This window comes from Betaproteobacteria bacterium, assembly GCA_016720925.1.
Taxonomy (GTDB): domain Bacteria; phylum Pseudomonadota; class Gammaproteobacteria; order Burkholderiales; family Usitatibacteraceae; genus UKL13-2.
Window position 1 is genome coordinate 251288 of sequence record JADKJR010000004.1, and the last position, 14989, is coordinate 266276.

Sequence of the window (14989 nt, forward strand, 5' to 3'; positions counted from 1 at the left end):
TTCGCTATGATCATGAACGAAATAAAGGGCGCACCAACGTGCGCCCTGATTTTGCTAAATCAATCGCTTTACTTGCTGAGGCATTCCTTCTGGGCTTTCTTGTATTCGTCGCCCTTCAGGCCTTTGTTTTCTTTTGCGCAGGCGGCCATCTTTTTTTTCTGTGTGGTGGGCTTATCTGTGGTGGCGGCGGCCTTCGCGGGAACGGCATCTTTCGACAGGCATGCTTTTTGAGCAGCCTTGTAATCATCTCCCTTGAGACCTTTGTTTTCCTTCGAACAAGCGGCCATCTTGCTTTGTTGCGGCGTGGCTGCGAAGGCGGATGTGGCGAACAGGGGCAGAGCGACGAGAATTGCGACGATCAGTTTTTTCATTTCAGTTCCTCGAATAGTGGATGGCAGCGGTATGGCGGCCGGCTGAGCGATAACGCAAGCACCTGAAAACGCGTTGACGCCGCCTGCTTTCATTTGTGTTGTGCGTGATTCTTCACGTTCGCATGAGCGCAGGTCTCGGAATAAATGTCGCCGAATGATTTTTCAAGAGCGCCTTGACGGCTGATACATGGTGTCCGTCGATACTCCCGCTCGCATCAAGGTCAAACTGGAAATTGCCCGCCGTCACAAGTTGGCCGCCATGCGCCTTGATGGCACTGATATCCAATGCGTTCACGGCACGCGAACTGCTCACGTCGCCAACCAGAAATCCAATTGCCGCTTGCGCACCCGAGCCGCCATCGATGCCGGTGAACGAGACAATCGCGCGCTGGTTATCGGCGATACCGGTGAGCGTCACCGTGATATCGCGGCCGGAATACATTGGCGTCGCGTTACCAATAATTGCCAATGCGGAATTGGTGACGCTCGCCGAGCGAATAGTAAGTATCCCCCGGCTTTGTTGCCGGGGGATACTTACGGATCCTGACCGGTGGTGCTTTGTCCGAGTTGGCGTTATTCGTGGTCATGACCCGCCGCAACATGCCGCGGCGATCAACTCGGGTACAATTCCTGCAGCATCCAAACCAGAGACCGCATGAGTAGTGAAACCGAGGCCTTTAGTCCGCTTGCCAGCGTGGTATTCCTTGGGATTCCTGGGTTTGCGCACAAACCGGTCCCTGAACAAGCCAAACTCCGCACGCAACTGGATGCGGCGATTGCGTCCGCTTCCGTGCCGCTCAATGAGCAGGACCGAATCATCCTTGACGCGCTGGACGGTGCCGCCCTCGTTGTGCTGTCTGATCCGCGTGGCGCGCTGCAGGCCGCGCAACGTGCCGTTGCCTCCACTTCGGGTGGCCCGTTCGGGGTCGGTGTCAATCATGGTCCTGTAACGCTGTCGATGGGTGAGGGTGGCGAGTCGGGGTTGATGGGCGACGGCATCGACGCGGCCATGCGCATTGCCGCATTCGCGTCCGCGGGTGGTCTGGTGGTGTCGCGATCATTTCGCGATGTGCTGGCAGAAAGTGCGCCGGACCTCGCGGTGCAATTTCAGCCAGCGGGAACTTTTACTGACGCGCATGTCCGCGCGCATGAACTCTTTTCAATCGATGATGCGGCAACGCGCGCACGTGCTCGCCGGCGCATGGGAATGGTCATGCTCGCGTGTGTCGGAATACTGGCTCTCGGTGTCGGCGCGCGATTTGCGCTGCAGAGCCTGGTGGAATCCCGTCAGCCGGCATTTCTGGCATTCGACATTCGACCGCAGGGGGAGATCTTTATCGACGGTGTGACGAAAGGCCGGGCGCCCGCCGTAACGCGCGTGCAAGTCGCCGCCGGCCCGCACACGGTCGAGGTACGCCATGGGAAGTTTCCGCCGTTTGTGACCGAGGTGAACCTGAACCCGGGCGAGCAGTTGCAAGTGAAGCACTCTTTCATCGCCCCGGGGGCGAAGAAGAACCGCGGGATTCTGGAAGGGCTCAAGTTTTGGCAATAACCCGTCTGGAACTCAGTCATATCGGCCGATATCGCGTGCTCGAAGAACTGGGGCGCGGTGCGATGGGTGTCGTGCACAAAGCCGACGATCCCACACTTGGCCGTCAGGTGGCGGTGAAGGCGGTGCTGCTTTCGTCTGATGCCGCCGAATCCGCAGAATATCAGGCACGTTTTTATCAGGAAGCCAAGGCAGCCGGTGGGCTTAACCACCCGGGCATCATCACCATTTACGATACCGGGCGCGAAGGTAACTGGGCATACATTGCGATGGAGCTTCTGGAAGGCGTGGAACTGCGCGACCTGATGGCGGCGGGGCGCATGCCGCTGCCGCTGGTGTTGAGTCTCGCGGCGCAGGTCGCGAGTGCCCTTGAATTTGCGCACGAGCAAGGCGTGGTGCATCGCGATATCAAGCCCGGGAACATCATGGTATTGCGTGGTGACCACGCCAAGATCATGGATTTCGGTATTGCGCGGATGCGCGTCTCGGAGGTCAAGACGCAGGTGGGTCTGGTACTGGGCTCTCCAAAATACATGTCACCCGAACAAGTGGCCGGGCGCCGCGTCGATCATCGATCGGATGTTTTTTCGTTGGGTGTGGTGCTGTTCGAAATGGTGGCCGGCATGCCACCGTTTTCCGGAAATGACATCGGCGACCTGATGTACACAATTGTCAATACCTCGCCGCCGCGCGCCAGCCAGCTGAACCCTGCCGTGCCGGAATTCCTCGATCTCATCATCGCCAAGGCCTTGCAGAAAGATGTCAATGCGCGCTATCAGAGCGCGGGCGAATTGGCGGCCGATCTTGTCGCCTGCCAGGAGGCATTGGACGATGCCCCCGCGCCACCGCGGGAAATTGGTGAGACGACTATCCCGCTTGATGTCGCCGCGACCGTGCCGCGCCATGCCGGGGTCGCCAAGTCGGCGACGCATCGTTCAAGATTGCCGACGGAACGATTTCGAGTTGCCGATGCCAACGAAAATGCTCCTGGCAATGACGCGACTACGGTGCCGTGGCATGCGGACCCCGCATTCAATCCGCCCGCCACGCTATTGCTGCTTTCGCGCCGGTTCGATTCCGCGAAGGCGTTGGTGCGACTCGCGCAGCCATCGGTCGAGGACGTTACAAACCTGACAACAAGTTCAGCGTCGAATTCACGTCTCGCGCCACGGTTCAGGTACACGCGCAGCTGGGGGGTAGTTATCATGATCATCACGGCCATTGTTGGTGCGCTGGTCATTGCGTTGTACTGAACGCGGACTGACGAAACGAATTGACAAGCCTTACTCTCTTGCGCTGTCTATAGGATTTGTAGGACTCAAAGGACTCAAAGGACTCATAGGACGCATATGGATACACTGAAATCGAGCGCGGACGTACTGTTTATCTTGCTTGGCGCGATCATGGTATTGGCCATGCATGCCGGCTTCGCATTCCTGGAGCTGGGCACCGTGCGCCAGAAGAACCAGGTGAATGCACTCATGAAAATCCTGGTGGATTTCGCCATTTCAAGCATTGCCTATTTCTTCATCGGCTATAGCGTTGCCTACGGGATCAATTTTTTTGCCGGCGCTGAACAACTGGCTGCAAAGAGTGGTTACGAGCTGGTCAAGTTTTTCTTCCTGCTGACCTTCGCCGCTGCGATCCCCGCGATCGTGTCCGGCGGTATCGCCGAGCGCGCCAAATTCAATCCGCAACTGATTGCTACATTTCTGTTGGTCGGATTCGTCTATCCTTTTTGAAGGGATTGCGTGGAACCAGGCCCTTGGTATCCAGTCGACGCTGAAGAACTGGTTCGGCGCGGAGTTCCATGATTTTGCCGGTTCCGTCGTGGTACATGCAGTCGGTGGCTGGATTGGCCTGAGCGCCGTGCTGTTGCTGGGCCCACGCATGGGCCGCTACACCAAGGACGGAAACATCGCGGCACACCCGCCATCGAACATTCCCTTTCTGGCACTTGGCGCCTGGATATTGTGTGTAGGCTGGTTCGGTTTCAATGTGATGAGTGCGCAGACCATCGACAAAGTCACCGGGCTCGTCGCCGTCAATTCGCTCATGGCCATGGTAGGTGGCACGCTGGCGGGACTGGTTGCCGGCAAGAACGACCCCGGGTTCGTGCATAACGGTCCGCTCGCGGGCCTGGTCGCGGTGTGCGCAGGGTCGGACGTCATGCATCCGATTGGTGCTCTCGTTACCGGCAGCGTCGCGGGCACGCTGTTTGTTTTCATGTTTACCCAGGCGCAAAACCGCTGGAAGATCGACGATGTTCTTGGAGTGTGGCCGCTTCACGGTCTGTGCGGTGCGTGGGGTGGCTTGGCGGCGGGAATTTTTGGCGCAAAGGCGTTGGGGGGAATGGGTGGTGTGAGTTTCCTTAGCCAACTCACCGGCACCGTGCTCGGCATCTCGATCGCGCTCATCGGCGGGTTCGTGGTTTACGGCACGCTCAAGGCAATCGTCGGCATTCGGCTCGATCAAGAGCAGGAGTACGAAGGTACCGATTTGGCGATTCACAAGATCAGCGCGACGCCGGAGCGGGATTGATTGGTCCGCACAGCCGTCACGGTCGTGTGTTACCCCGCGTGGGTCGCGTAGCTCTTGGCATGTGGGATGGCAAGGCGGCAAATAGCCATATAGAGGCGGATACAAAACCCTAGCATTGGCGCGCATTCTGGCGTCAAATGCCACGGAAGCACCCGCCAGTGCTAGAGTTTGTGTTTTTTTTGCGAGGCGCACCTGATCGCACCTCGCTGGGGGCATTCGTCCTACAAGGGTTTGCGAATTCCGCTGATACGCCGCCGCGCGTCCGCGATTCAAAGTGTGTTGATACCTCGCGCACCTCAACACATTTTTACGTCAGGAATAGCCATGCGGCGCCAATCACTTCGTTTCCAGGCGCTGGCCTTTTTGGCCAGCGCAACAATTATTGCCTTTAGCGGCTGGGCCAATGCGGATCCTCCATCGCGCGTCGCGCGACTCGGCTATGCCACCGGCGCGGTCAGTTTTTCACCCGGCGGCGAGAATGAATGGGTTCAGGCCACGGTCAATCGTCCGCTGACGACTGGTGATCGCCTCTGGGCCGATGCGCGCGCCCGTGCCGAAATCCAGATCGGCGGCGCCGTGATCCGCATGAATGCATTCACCAGCGTATCCATTCTCAATCTCGACGACGAAATTACCCAGCTGCAATTGACGCAGGGCACATTGAATGTTCGCGTCCGCCGTCTCGATCCCAACCAGTTGTTTGAAGTTGATACGCCTAACCTTGGCGTTTACCTTGAGGCAGGCTGGCGAATACCGGATTGAAGTGGATGCAGATGGCAACGCAACGACCATCATTGTGCGCAGCGGCCGTGGCGAAGCCTATGGCGATGGTGCAGCCTATGTCATCGATTCGCGGCAACCGTATCGGTTCACGGGAACCGGCTTGCGCGAGTACGATTACATTGATTCGCCGCGCCTCGATGAGTTCGATAACTGGGCGAGCCAGCGAGATCGCCGTTACGACAATTCGACTTCCGCGCGCTATGTTTCGCGGGATGTGGTTGGCTATGAAGACCTTGATCAGAACGGTACGTGGCGCGCCGATGCAACTTACGGCAACATCTGGTTTCCCAATCGCGTGGCCGCCGGCTGGGCGCCATATCGCGACGGTCACTGGGCGTGGGTCGATCCGTGGGGTTGGACGTGGATAGATGATGCACCGTGGGGTTATGCCGTGTCACATTACGGTCGCTGGACGAATCAGCGCGGCGCATGGGGTTGGGTGCCCGGTCCGTCCCGCTCCCGCGCTTACTACGCCCCGGCACTGGTCGCCTTCGTGGGCGGCGACAATTTCCAGCTCAGGATTTCCAGCGGCAATGTCGGAGGGGTCGCATGGTTCCCGCTTGCGCCGCGCGAAGTCTATCGGCCGTCCTATGCAGTGAGCCGCGGCTATTTCGAGAATATCAATCGCAGCAACACGGTCGTCAATACGACCGTCATCAATAATTATTACAACAATTCGAACGTGACCAATGTGGTCTACGCCAACCGGCAAGTGGCAGGAGCTGTCATCGCCGTACCCGCGACAGCTTTCGTGCAATCGCAGCCGGTGTCCAGGGCAAGGGTAGAGATGCCCCGGGAATTGATCGCCAGTGCGCCAATCGCGCTGGTTCCGCGCGTGGCGCCTGTTGAGAAGAGTGTTCGTGGCGCTGCAGCTCAGGGTGGCAAGCCGCCAGGACGCGTGTTTGAGCGCCCAGTAGTTGCGCGCACGGCGCCGCCTGCGGCGCACGCGGGATTTGCGGCGCAACAACAGCAACTGGCCGCCAAGCCTGGAACTCCGCTCGACCCGGCCGCGCGCCAGGCGTTGAAGCCAGCGCCAGCAGTGCCGGCACCCGTGGTCAAAGTAGTTATCCCGCCGCAAGTTGCGCCGCCGACCGCGCTTCCTCCGCGAGTTGCGCCCAACATGCCTGCGGGTAAGGCCGGTGATAAGCGTGGAAAATCCGATGAACGCAATGTACCGGCCACGCCTGCAACTTCGGGCACTACGGGTGCAGCACCGCAAGCCGGAACGTCCATACCAGCGGCACAACCACCGGAGCAACGCGGAAGGTCCGATCTTCGTGGCAAGGCCGATCAACGCGCTCAACCTGTTGCCCCAGTTCCACCGGCACCGGCACCCGCGCAAAGTGCGGCGCCGACCCGCGTCGCGCCACCGCAACCTGCTCCCGTGATGCCCGCCACGCCGCCTGCGGAACAACGCGCTAAACGCGATCCGCGCGATCCGCGCGATCAAGCCAACCAACGCGGCAACGAAGGGCAACGAGTGCAGCCTGTCGCGCCAGTCGCACCTTCATCACCGGTGCAACGTCCGTCACCGGCCCAGCCTGCACCGTCGCAAGCCGTCCCGCCATCCCCACCAACGCCGCAGCCCGAACAACGTGGAAGATCCGAACCGCGCGGACAACCGAACGCAGCGCCGCCGCTGCAACGCACCATTGAGCCAAAGACTGCGCTTCCGCAAATTGTTCCTCCGGCACGCGCAGCGCAACCCCCACCGCAACCGCCGAGGGCAGAGCCTGTCCCGGCAATCAGGCAAGCCGAGCCACGTGCCCCCGCGACTGCGCCTAACGCGCCACAACGACCACCGCAGTCACAATCGGCGCCTAAGGCAGAACCCCGAGGCCAGGAGCCCAAGCCTGCTGCCGGCCAGCCGGAAGACAGGAAGAATGACAAGAAAAAAGACAAGGAAGAGCAAAAGCGGGACGAAGAAAATCGCAAGCAAAGGGAGTAGCCGTTCTCACATCGCCGGGTAATTCATTTTTTGTCCCGCAAGCATTGGAAGCAAAGTTATTTGGACCGTCGCGTGCAATACGGCATGCAACGCTAGTTCGACATAAAGGAAACCACATCATGAAATATTCAATCGCCGTTGCAGTAGCATTGTCCGCGCTGGCATTAAGCGCATGTGACCGACCGACGGTTGTCGTACCGTCGGCCCCGGCTGTCGTGGCCGTTCCGGGTCCGGCGGGTCCGCAGGGCGCGCAGGGCGCGCCGGGTGCCTCGGCAGAAAAAGGTGCAACCGGCGCAACCGGAGCAACTGGTGCGGAAGGCGTTCAAGGTGCTGAAGGCGCCAAGGGCGACAAGGGTAGAACAGGTGGCGACACGATCGTTGTCGTTCCTCCACCGGCTCCCCAGCGTTAATTGGCTCCAATCAAACATTGTTCAAATGGTCCGGGCGGTGGCCACATGCTGCCACCGGATCTCGAGGCATCATCTTCTCCTTTATCCATTGGCAGCCTCGAGCGCCTCCATTTGAAAACGGTGAGCCGATGCCACGATCGACCAGGCTCGGTTCTCCTTGGATGTACGTGATGGAATGGTTGCTTTCGCCTATTGCCCGACTTTTTCGGTAAGAGAACTGCTGCCCGCATTCCACCATGCCTGAATGGATGTGAGGCAAATCGCGAGCCATGCGATTCCTTCTGCAAACGCTGCCAGTATGTCGCTCAAGTAATGAACGCCAAGATACAAGCGTGTCAGCGCGACAAACCCCACCATCGCGCCAGCGGCAAGGACAATCGCGATGCGCCATTGTTGATTGTGTGTCCGCGAGACTAGCAGTGCTGCCAACACCCCATAAAACAAAGTTGCGCCCGCCACATGGCCACTAGGGAAGCTATATGTCGTCATCAGCAGCAGCGGATCATCAAAGATCGGGCGGGCGCGCTGGATAGTATGTGACAAGGCGACATTCAGAAGCATGCCGATCGGTACCGTCGCGCCCACGCACAACAGCCAGTACCAGTTTCTTTTTAGCGCCAGATAAACCGCGCCGAGCGCGACGGCAATTGTGATGGGGATCGTGTCATGGAGGTGCGTAACAACCAGCATTGCTTGCGTCATGGGCGGCGAAGATCGCGCGTGAAGCCATCGGGCAACGTGCACATCCGCAATCGTCAACGGCCCGCCGTTTACAACCGCCATTGCGACGTAGCCGAACAACCCGATCGCACTTACCACAAAGACCAACCCGATTGTTATCGGCACGTCACACCAACCTGTTCTCTATTCTGTTTTTCGCCACACACGGGGTCAGTCTACACGGCGGCACCACAATGACCGCCAGCCTGAACTGATCGTGTTGCCAAACAATCAGAATCCTCCTACATTTTTTTGGGCAGCCGGCCAATTGCCGGGCGGCCGCCTGCGCCCAAGAATGTGACAAGGCATCAATGCCGGTTTGCATTGTTCGTTCTCGGAAAACTCTTGGGGATCAAATGAAAAAAATTACTGCAGGTCTGATATTGTTCTGGCTCGGCTCGCCGTTTGCATCGGCAAACACCTTCACGACCGATCTGACGGATATGTGGTGGAACGCCAATGAATCCGGGTGGGGAGTCACGGCCACCCATCAACGCGAAGTTGTTTTTCTGACCTTCTTCGTCTATAGCACGGACAATCGGCCCACTTTCTATACGGCAACGGCAACTTATTCGGGTCAGACGGGAGCAGGGGCGCTGGTTTTTTCCGGCCCGATGTACCAGACCACGGGACCATGGCTCGGGACCACGTTCAATCCCGGCTTGGTCAGCGTCAGGCAAGTTGGCACGGTGGACTTTACCGCGTTCATTGACGCGGCTACATTGGCCTACAGTGTTGACGGCACATTTGTGACCAAGGCATTGACGCGGCAGACCTTTCGTAACAATGACCTGTCGGGAAGTTTTGCGGGCATTTTCAAGCAGACGTCGACCGGCTGTTCAAATCCGTTGAATGCGGGCACGACCGAGACAGTCGCGGGAGTGGCGATTACCAATTCCGCCACCACGCTTTCAATGACTTCAAACGCAAGCGGGACAATTTGCAATTACGTTGGCAACTATCGCCAGAGTGGACGGATGGGTTCGTCATCAGGCACGTATACGTGCCCGGGTGTCGCCGGCAACTATGACATGGTGGAAATCGAGGCCAACCCATCTGGCATTACGGGTAGATTTTTGTCCCAGGACAATTTGTGCTCACAAACGATTGGACGATTCGCGATCGTAACCAGGTAGTTGTTTCAAGGTGAACACTTGAGGCGAGCGCAGGTATCCCGAACGGGGTTGCAATGCGCTTGCCATCATCACCGGGCAATGTGGCTGACCAATTCCCGGTTTTGCCCGCCCGTTGCGACACAGAACACAGGGATGAAAAGAGACAGGCATGAAAACGCATAAACATGCATTTCCGCTAAAACACCTCATGGTGATGACGGCGGCCGGGACGCTCGACCTCAACGCCTCGAAAGTTGCGCTGAAGTCAATCGTGGCCGACCCGGACTTCGATGAGCAATATGAAGTACTGCTTGATCTCCGGGGTATCGAATGTGCCATGTCGACTGTTCACATCTATGAGCTTGCGAAGCACATGGCGTTTCCAAATCCGGCACTGCCCACCAACAAGAAAATCGCAGTACTGGTGGATGGTAATTTCGCATTTGATCACGCACGGTTTCTCGAAATGTGTGCCGGTAACAGGGGGCTTAACTTGCGTGCTTTTGAGAGCTACGGGAAAGCAAACGACTGGCTAAATGCTGACTTGCCGGATGATCGCAATCAGGTTGTTGCGTCGGTCGACGCGTAGCGCGGAATTGCTTCCGCCGTGCCAGTGAAGGTGCAATGCGCAACGTTGCTACGTGCGTGAATATTTGGCAGTCCCGTGCAAAAAATTGACCTCGCTCAAATGTCCGCTTCCCACGACGGGACTACACTACGCGAAAGTGGGCATCGCCGGATCGTCCGCTGTTAACTGCGGGGAAATTGCCATGAACCAAAATGATCGTCGTGAAATTCTCAAGACCGGTGCGGTCGCCACACTTGGGGCTATTGCCGGGTGCGCGCTTCCTGGTGGAGCAAGCAATGACATGAAAACCTTGTTTCCCATCGGTGTCACGGTAATTCCAGTTGCCGGTAGTGTTGACCTGTTCCCCGTTCGCCGCATCTACTGCATCGGCCGCAATTATGCCGCGCATGCGCGTGAAATGGGGTCCGACCCGACGCGTGAACCGCCATTCTTTTTCCAGAAACCGACTGATGCCATCCAGTTCATCGCGCCGGACAAGGTAGTCGATCACCCTTACCCGACGCTGACCAAGAATTATCACTACGAAGTCGAACTTGTGGCGGCGCTCAACAAGGGCGGACGCAGCATTCCGGTCGACAAAGCGCTTGATCATGTTTATGGCTACGCCCTGGGGCTTGACATGACCCGACGCGACTTACAGCGGGCAATGGGCGATCAGAAAAAGCCCTGGGAAATCGGCAAGAGCTTTGACAAATCCGCGCCGATAGGGCCGTTGCACACGGTCGGGCAGGTCGGTCATTTCAAGGAAGGCGCCATTTGGTTGAAGGTCAATGGCGCCATCAAACAAAACGCCAACCTGAACCAGATGATCTGGAGCGTCGCGGAGCAGATCTCCAGGATTTCCGAGGCATTCGAGTTGATGCCCGGTGACATCATTTATTCTGGTACGCCGGAGAATGTCGGACCGGTTGTTCCCGGAGATGTGATCGCATGCCACATCGACAAGTTGCCGGAATTGAGCGTCAAGATCGTCTGACTACCCGAAGATGGTCGCGGCACTTCGCGCAGGTTTCGATCGAGCGATGGCAACCTGAAGCTTCCGGTGCATTGCGCGAAGCGGCGTCTATCGCGGAAATTGGCGTTGAAGGCATGAATCCATATGGATCAGTTGCGGAGTGTACGATTTATTCAAATAAGACTGGCCAGCCACTCGATAAAGTCATCCGCTATCTTTTCCGGCGCCTGTCGGTTTCCAATTGTATGGTCCCAAAAAACCACGGGAGCGGAATCTCCGACACGTTGCATGGTGTCGATGCAAATCTGATCGCCATCATCTTCATTGTGCAGCGGCAGAAGGTATGGGGGGATTCGTAAATTCATACCTGAGCGCGTCAGTTTTCTCTGGCTTGCGGTCAATTTTACGATGTCAAGCCATACAGGAACGTCCTGTCCAAGGCCATGAATCTCAAAGTGGCCAATGCAACCCCAACCGAACGAGGCCAGGAACCGTCGATAACTTTCCGGAAAGGCCAAGCCCAATGCGGCCTCTGCCGCAGAAATTGTCGTGGCATTGGCGCCGGCACCATGCTCGAATTCTTCGTTGCCATAGAGACGTCGCGCCACTTCATCAAAAGTCATGATATTGATCCGTTTGGTTGAGTTGCATTCACGAAAAGGTGGCTTCTTGTGAGAATCCCATGGTGGTGGGCATTTTCAGCAAGGGTTGCGTTATTACAGTTTCTTGACAGATGCAGTTCGTTGCGGGACATCCTCTGCAATTGCAAATGCGCGAATAACGTACGCAGCCACCGCGTCAATTTCAGCCGCCGTTAACACATTTTTCCACGCAGGCATTGATGTTCCCTCGATGCCCGTGGCAATGACGGCGGTGAGTCTTGCTTTATCGTTTGCGCTGGACTGCGCGGCGGAAAAGTCGGTGGCATTGGGTTCGAGAAAACTGCCGATCCAGTTGCGGCCTGTGCCGTCGGCGGCATGGCAAAACGCGCAGTTTTTCTGATATAGCCGTTCGCCATGTTTCTCGACTTTTGTCAGGCCGGGAATAGCGCGTGGCTTTTCGTGGGTGTGGTGCGGATCGAAACCTGAATGCCCATCGGCGCGCCCGGATTCCGCCAACAGGTAGAAATCGGGTGGGTACGTTACCGGTCGTATCGCCCAAGCAGGGCCGTCGATCCTGGCTCTCCCACGGTCGTGACAGCTGATACACGCGTTCATGAAAAGCCTTTTCCCTTGTCGCTGTGCAGGTGACAGGGTTTCGTTGAGTTCGTCGAGCGCAATTTCGCCGGTCGCGAATGGGAAGGCGCTCCTGTAGCGTTCATGATTACGCCATCCGTTATCGTCGGTGTGATAATGGGTGTTTTTCGCCTTCGCGCGCGTGAATTCGTCGATTATGAAATCCGCGACAGCCTGGATCTCGTTTTTAGCGAGCAAACCGGCGAAGCCCTTCATTGCCGTTCCCGTCCGCCCATTGGTAATTGCGTCGATTGCGTGCTCGCGCGGCAACTCAGCCGGTGAACTGGTTTTGAAATTTCGCGGTGCCGGATTCAGAAAAGTGGCCGCCAAGGTCTGCGCATCGCCTGAATAGCCATGACAGTAGTAGCAACGAAAATTGTAGACTTGCCGTCCCAGTTCATGGCTTGCGCTGACTTGCGCGATGTTGCTGACATGCGGCGTTGGGGCGACAGCGCCATGCTCGCAGGCAGCAATTGCGACCAGTGCGAAAGTCCTGAAAGCAGCCAGAAGTGTCGTTCGGATCATTTGCGATCGCTCTGGATTGGGTTACCGGCTGTGGCGATGAAGCGTAGGTATACGTATTCGGCGATATTGGCAATTTCCTGTGCGTTCAGTACCTTTTCCCACGAGGGCATTTCGGTGCTGCGTTTGCCTTGCGCGATGGATAGAATCAACAGTGGCCGGCCAAAGGCGGCACGCGATTCAGCACTCACGAAGCTACGCGGCCTGGGTGAGATGAAATAGGCACGTGGGCCATTTCCGTCGCCGTCCTTCCCATGGCATGCGACGCAATTTTGCTCATACAGTCGCTGGCCTGCCGCCCAATCGCCCTTGAGAGGCGCGGGCACCGGGGCGGTGTTTTTCTGCTGGCTTGCTGCGGGTGCGACAAATGTTTTTGCCGCGCCTATTTGCGCGCTTCCCGCGTCAAGGTTGGCATTTGCATTCATGAACGCATTGCGAACATGGTCGACAATTGCGGCGATCTGGACATCCGAAAGCTGCGTCTTCCATCCGACCATTGCAGTGCCTGGGCGTCCTTCGCGAACGCCGAGAATCATGCGCTCGCGCGTGAGCATGGCGCGGGTGCCGGGGCGGGTGAAATCCACTGGCGGCGGGTTCAGGCTTGCGCGCGCGCGGCTTTGACCGTCGCCTTTGTCGCCGTGACACACAGAGCAGTAGCTTTGATACAACTTGGCGGGATCCGCAGCGGATTTGCCGGCCTCCGATGTGCCTCCCGCCACGGCGGCAAGCATTGGCAAGACGCATGAAAGCGCTATCGACAAGCCCCTTACAGAGTTGGAGAGCGTTTTGAATCGATTTCTCATCGGTGCCACGGAAGGGGTCATCAAAATTGGAGGGGGCAATAGGTTACGGATGTTTTCGCGTCGAATGGTTCGATAGGCATGCAATATCAGTGCCATGTCGTGCTGCTGCAGGCTTTTGGCACATTCCTTGCGAGTTGGTGGTCGCAATGCCTTACGGCGAGGAAAGCAATATGCAGCGACAGCAGCACATAGGCGTACAAGTTCGATTCGCGATCGTGAATGTGTTGATCGTCGTGTTGAGCGCGTGTGCGGTTGCGCCAAAGGCGCCGACAAAGGCGGTGGACAACCCGGTCTTTCCGCCGCCTCCCGAGTTTGCGCGATTCATTTATGAGCGCAGCATCTACAGCAGTGCTGACGTCATGCGTGACGATGGCAAGGCCGACTTCCGCCGCCTCGTTACCGGCGAAAAGAAAGTTGGCGAGGGGTTGGCCAAACCGTACGGAATCGCCGTGCGGCACGGGCGCGTATTTGTCACCGATTCGGTCAAGCGCTCGGTCATGGTCTTCGATTTTCCACAGGGAAGTTACTACGAACTCGGCGCACAGGCAGAAGGGGGGCTGCGCTTGCCGCTCGGTGTCGATGTCGATGCGGGCGGAAACGCGTACGTTAGTGATGGCGGAACCCATCGGGTATTGGTCTACGGACCTGACGGAATCTATCTGCGGCAAATGGGAGGGCCGGATATCCTGAAACGTCCCGCCGGTATCGCGGTCGATGCCGCTGGATCGCGGGTGTATGTGGTGGATATCGGCGGCATCGATAGCATGGATCATGGTGTGCGCGTATTTGACGGTAAATCTGGCGTGTATCTGAGCAGCATAGGCAAACGCGGTGACGGACCCGGAGAATTCAACCTGCCGCGTGATGTGGCTGTCGGCAAAGATGGCTTTCTCTATGTAGTTGATGGCGGAAACTTTCGTGTTCAGGTGTTGCGACCGGACGGCAGTTTCATACGCAGTTTTGGTGCCGTCGGTCGTCAGGGCGGCCAATTTTCGCGACCAAAAGAAATCGCCATTGACGCCGCTGGAAACGTATACGTGGTTGACGCCGCATTCGGAAATTTCCAGATCTTCACGCCGGAGGGAAAATTGCTTCTCGATATCGGCGGGCGGAGCAATGCAGATGGACCGGCGAAATACATGCTTCCTTCGGGAATTGCCGTGGATGAAGATGGGCGCGTTTATGTCGTCGATCAATACTTCCGGAAGGTGGATATTTTCAGACCCGCAATGCTTGATCCTAAAGCGGGATTCCTTGGCAGCGCCAACGCGCCGGCTGGTGCACGTGCCGAAAAGTAGCGCCCCTTTCTCAAATTCGAGAATTGCCCGCGAGTTATTCCCGGCGCCGGGAAATCGACATGCTTTGGCTGGCGCAATGCCCTTAGTTTTCACATGAAAAGCGGCCGCAGATCGAGTGGCATGTAATTTGCTGTTTGGAAAAGTAGTAGC

At 57.5% G+C, this 14989-nt stretch carries 13 protein-coding genes and 2 pseudogenes; 9 read left to right on the forward strand and 6 right to left on the reverse strand.

All coding sequences use genetic code 11. The features are described from left to right. Positions 1-68: 68 nt before the first annotated feature. Both IPP88_07455 and IPP88_07460 read right to left on the reverse strand, forming a co-directional pair. Complete coding sequence (locus IPP88_07455; GenBank protein ID MBL0122564.1) at positions 69-371, reverse strand: hypothetical protein; 303 nt, start codon at positions 369-371, stop codon at positions 69-71. A gap of 112 nt (positions 372-483) precedes the next feature. Beyond that, a complete protein-coding gene (locus tag IPP88_07460; protein ID MBL0122565.1) occupies positions 484-813 on the reverse strand; it encodes a hypothetical protein in 330 nt (109 codons plus the stop codon). Positions 814-1026: 213 nt separating this feature from the next. Here IPP88_07460 and IPP88_07465 point away from each other — a divergent pair, with 213 nt between their 5' ends. From IPP88_07465 to IPP88_07485, 5 genes and pseudogenes are all read left to right on the forward strand, one after another. Beyond that, on the forward strand, positions 1027-1923 hold the full coding sequence (locus IPP88_07465; protein MBL0122566.1) for a PEGA domain-containing protein: 897 nt from the start codon (positions 1027-1029) through the stop codon (positions 1921-1923). Continuing rightward, the gene (locus IPP88_07470) at positions 1914-3173 is read left to right on the forward strand and encodes a serine/threonine protein kinase (protein MBL0122567.1); all 1260 of its coding nucleotides are present in this window, start codon (positions 1914-1916) and stop codon (positions 3171-3173) included. The genes IPP88_07465 and IPP88_07470 overlap by 10 nt, the downstream gene beginning before the upstream one ends. A 96-nt stretch (positions 3174-3269) precedes the next feature. Beyond that, positions 3270-4461, forward strand: a pseudogene (locus IPP88_07475) (ammonium transporter). A 324-nt stretch (positions 4462-4785) separates the two neighbouring features. Beyond that, positions 4786-7192 (forward strand): annotated as a pseudogene (locus tag IPP88_07480) (hypothetical protein). A 119-nt stretch (positions 7193-7311) separates the two neighbouring features. Beyond that, entirely contained in the window at positions 7312-7602 is a 291-nt protein-coding gene (locus IPP88_07485) for a collagen-like protein (GenBank protein MBL0122568.1), read from the forward strand. 189 nt (positions 7603-7791) lie between these two features. On the opposite strand, the gene IPP88_07490 is transcribed toward IPP88_07485, so the two are convergent. Next, on the reverse strand, positions 7792-8448 hold the full coding sequence (locus IPP88_07490; GenBank protein MBL0122569.1) for a phosphatase PAP2 family protein: 657 nt from the start codon (positions 8446-8448) through the stop codon (positions 7792-7794). Between the two features lie 230 nt (positions 8449-8678). Here IPP88_07490 and IPP88_07495 point away from each other — a divergent pair, with 230 nt between their 5' ends. The 3 genes from IPP88_07495 (at position 8679) to IPP88_07505 (ending at position 11002) form a co-directional block, all read left to right on the forward strand. Continuing rightward, positions 8679-9458 (forward strand): hypothetical protein, encoded by a 780-nt coding sequence (locus IPP88_07495; GenBank protein MBL0122570.1) that lies wholly within the window; start codon positions 8679-8681, stop codon positions 9456-9458. Between the two features lie 148 nt (positions 9459-9606). Beyond that, complete coding sequence (locus tag IPP88_07500; protein ID MBL0122571.1) at positions 9607-10026, forward strand: hypothetical protein; 420 nt, start codon at positions 9607-9609, stop codon at positions 10024-10026. 181 nt (positions 10027-10207) lie between these two features. Beyond that, positions 10208-11002 carry a fumarylacetoacetate hydrolase family protein gene (locus IPP88_07505; GenBank protein MBL0122572.1) on the forward strand — a complete coding sequence of 265 codons (795 nt, stop codon included), beginning with the start codon at positions 10208-10210 and terminating at the stop codon, positions 11000-11002. Between the two features lie 152 nt (positions 11003-11154). Here IPP88_07505 and IPP88_07510 read toward each other — a convergent pair whose 3' ends face one another. From IPP88_07510 to IPP88_07520, 3 genes are all read right to left on the reverse strand, one after another. Then, complete coding sequence (locus IPP88_07510) at positions 11155-11604, reverse strand: SMI1/KNR4 family protein (GenBank protein ID MBL0122573.1); 450 nt, start codon at positions 11602-11604, stop codon at positions 11155-11157. A 93-nt stretch (positions 11605-11697) separates the two neighbouring features. Then, positions 11698-12741, reverse strand: coding sequence for a c-type cytochrome (locus IPP88_07515; GenBank protein MBL0122574.1), 1044 nt, complete (start codon positions 12739-12741; stop codon positions 11698-11700). Continuing rightward, the gene (locus IPP88_07520; GenBank protein ID MBL0122575.1) at positions 12738-13469 is read right to left on the reverse strand and encodes a c-type cytochrome; all 732 of its coding nucleotides are present in this window, start codon (positions 13467-13469) and stop codon (positions 12738-12740) included. Before IPP88_07520 ends, IPP88_07515 begins: the two co-directional genes overlap by 4 nt. Positions 13470-13711: 242 nt before the next feature. Between IPP88_07520 and IPP88_07525 the strand changes: the two genes are divergently transcribed. Beyond that, positions 13712-14839: a 6-bladed beta-propeller gene (locus IPP88_07525; GenBank protein ID MBL0122576.1), complete on the forward strand. Its 1128-nt coding sequence runs from the start codon at positions 13712-13714 to the stop codon at positions 14837-14839. The last annotated feature ends 150 nt before the right edge of the window (positions 14840-14989 follow it).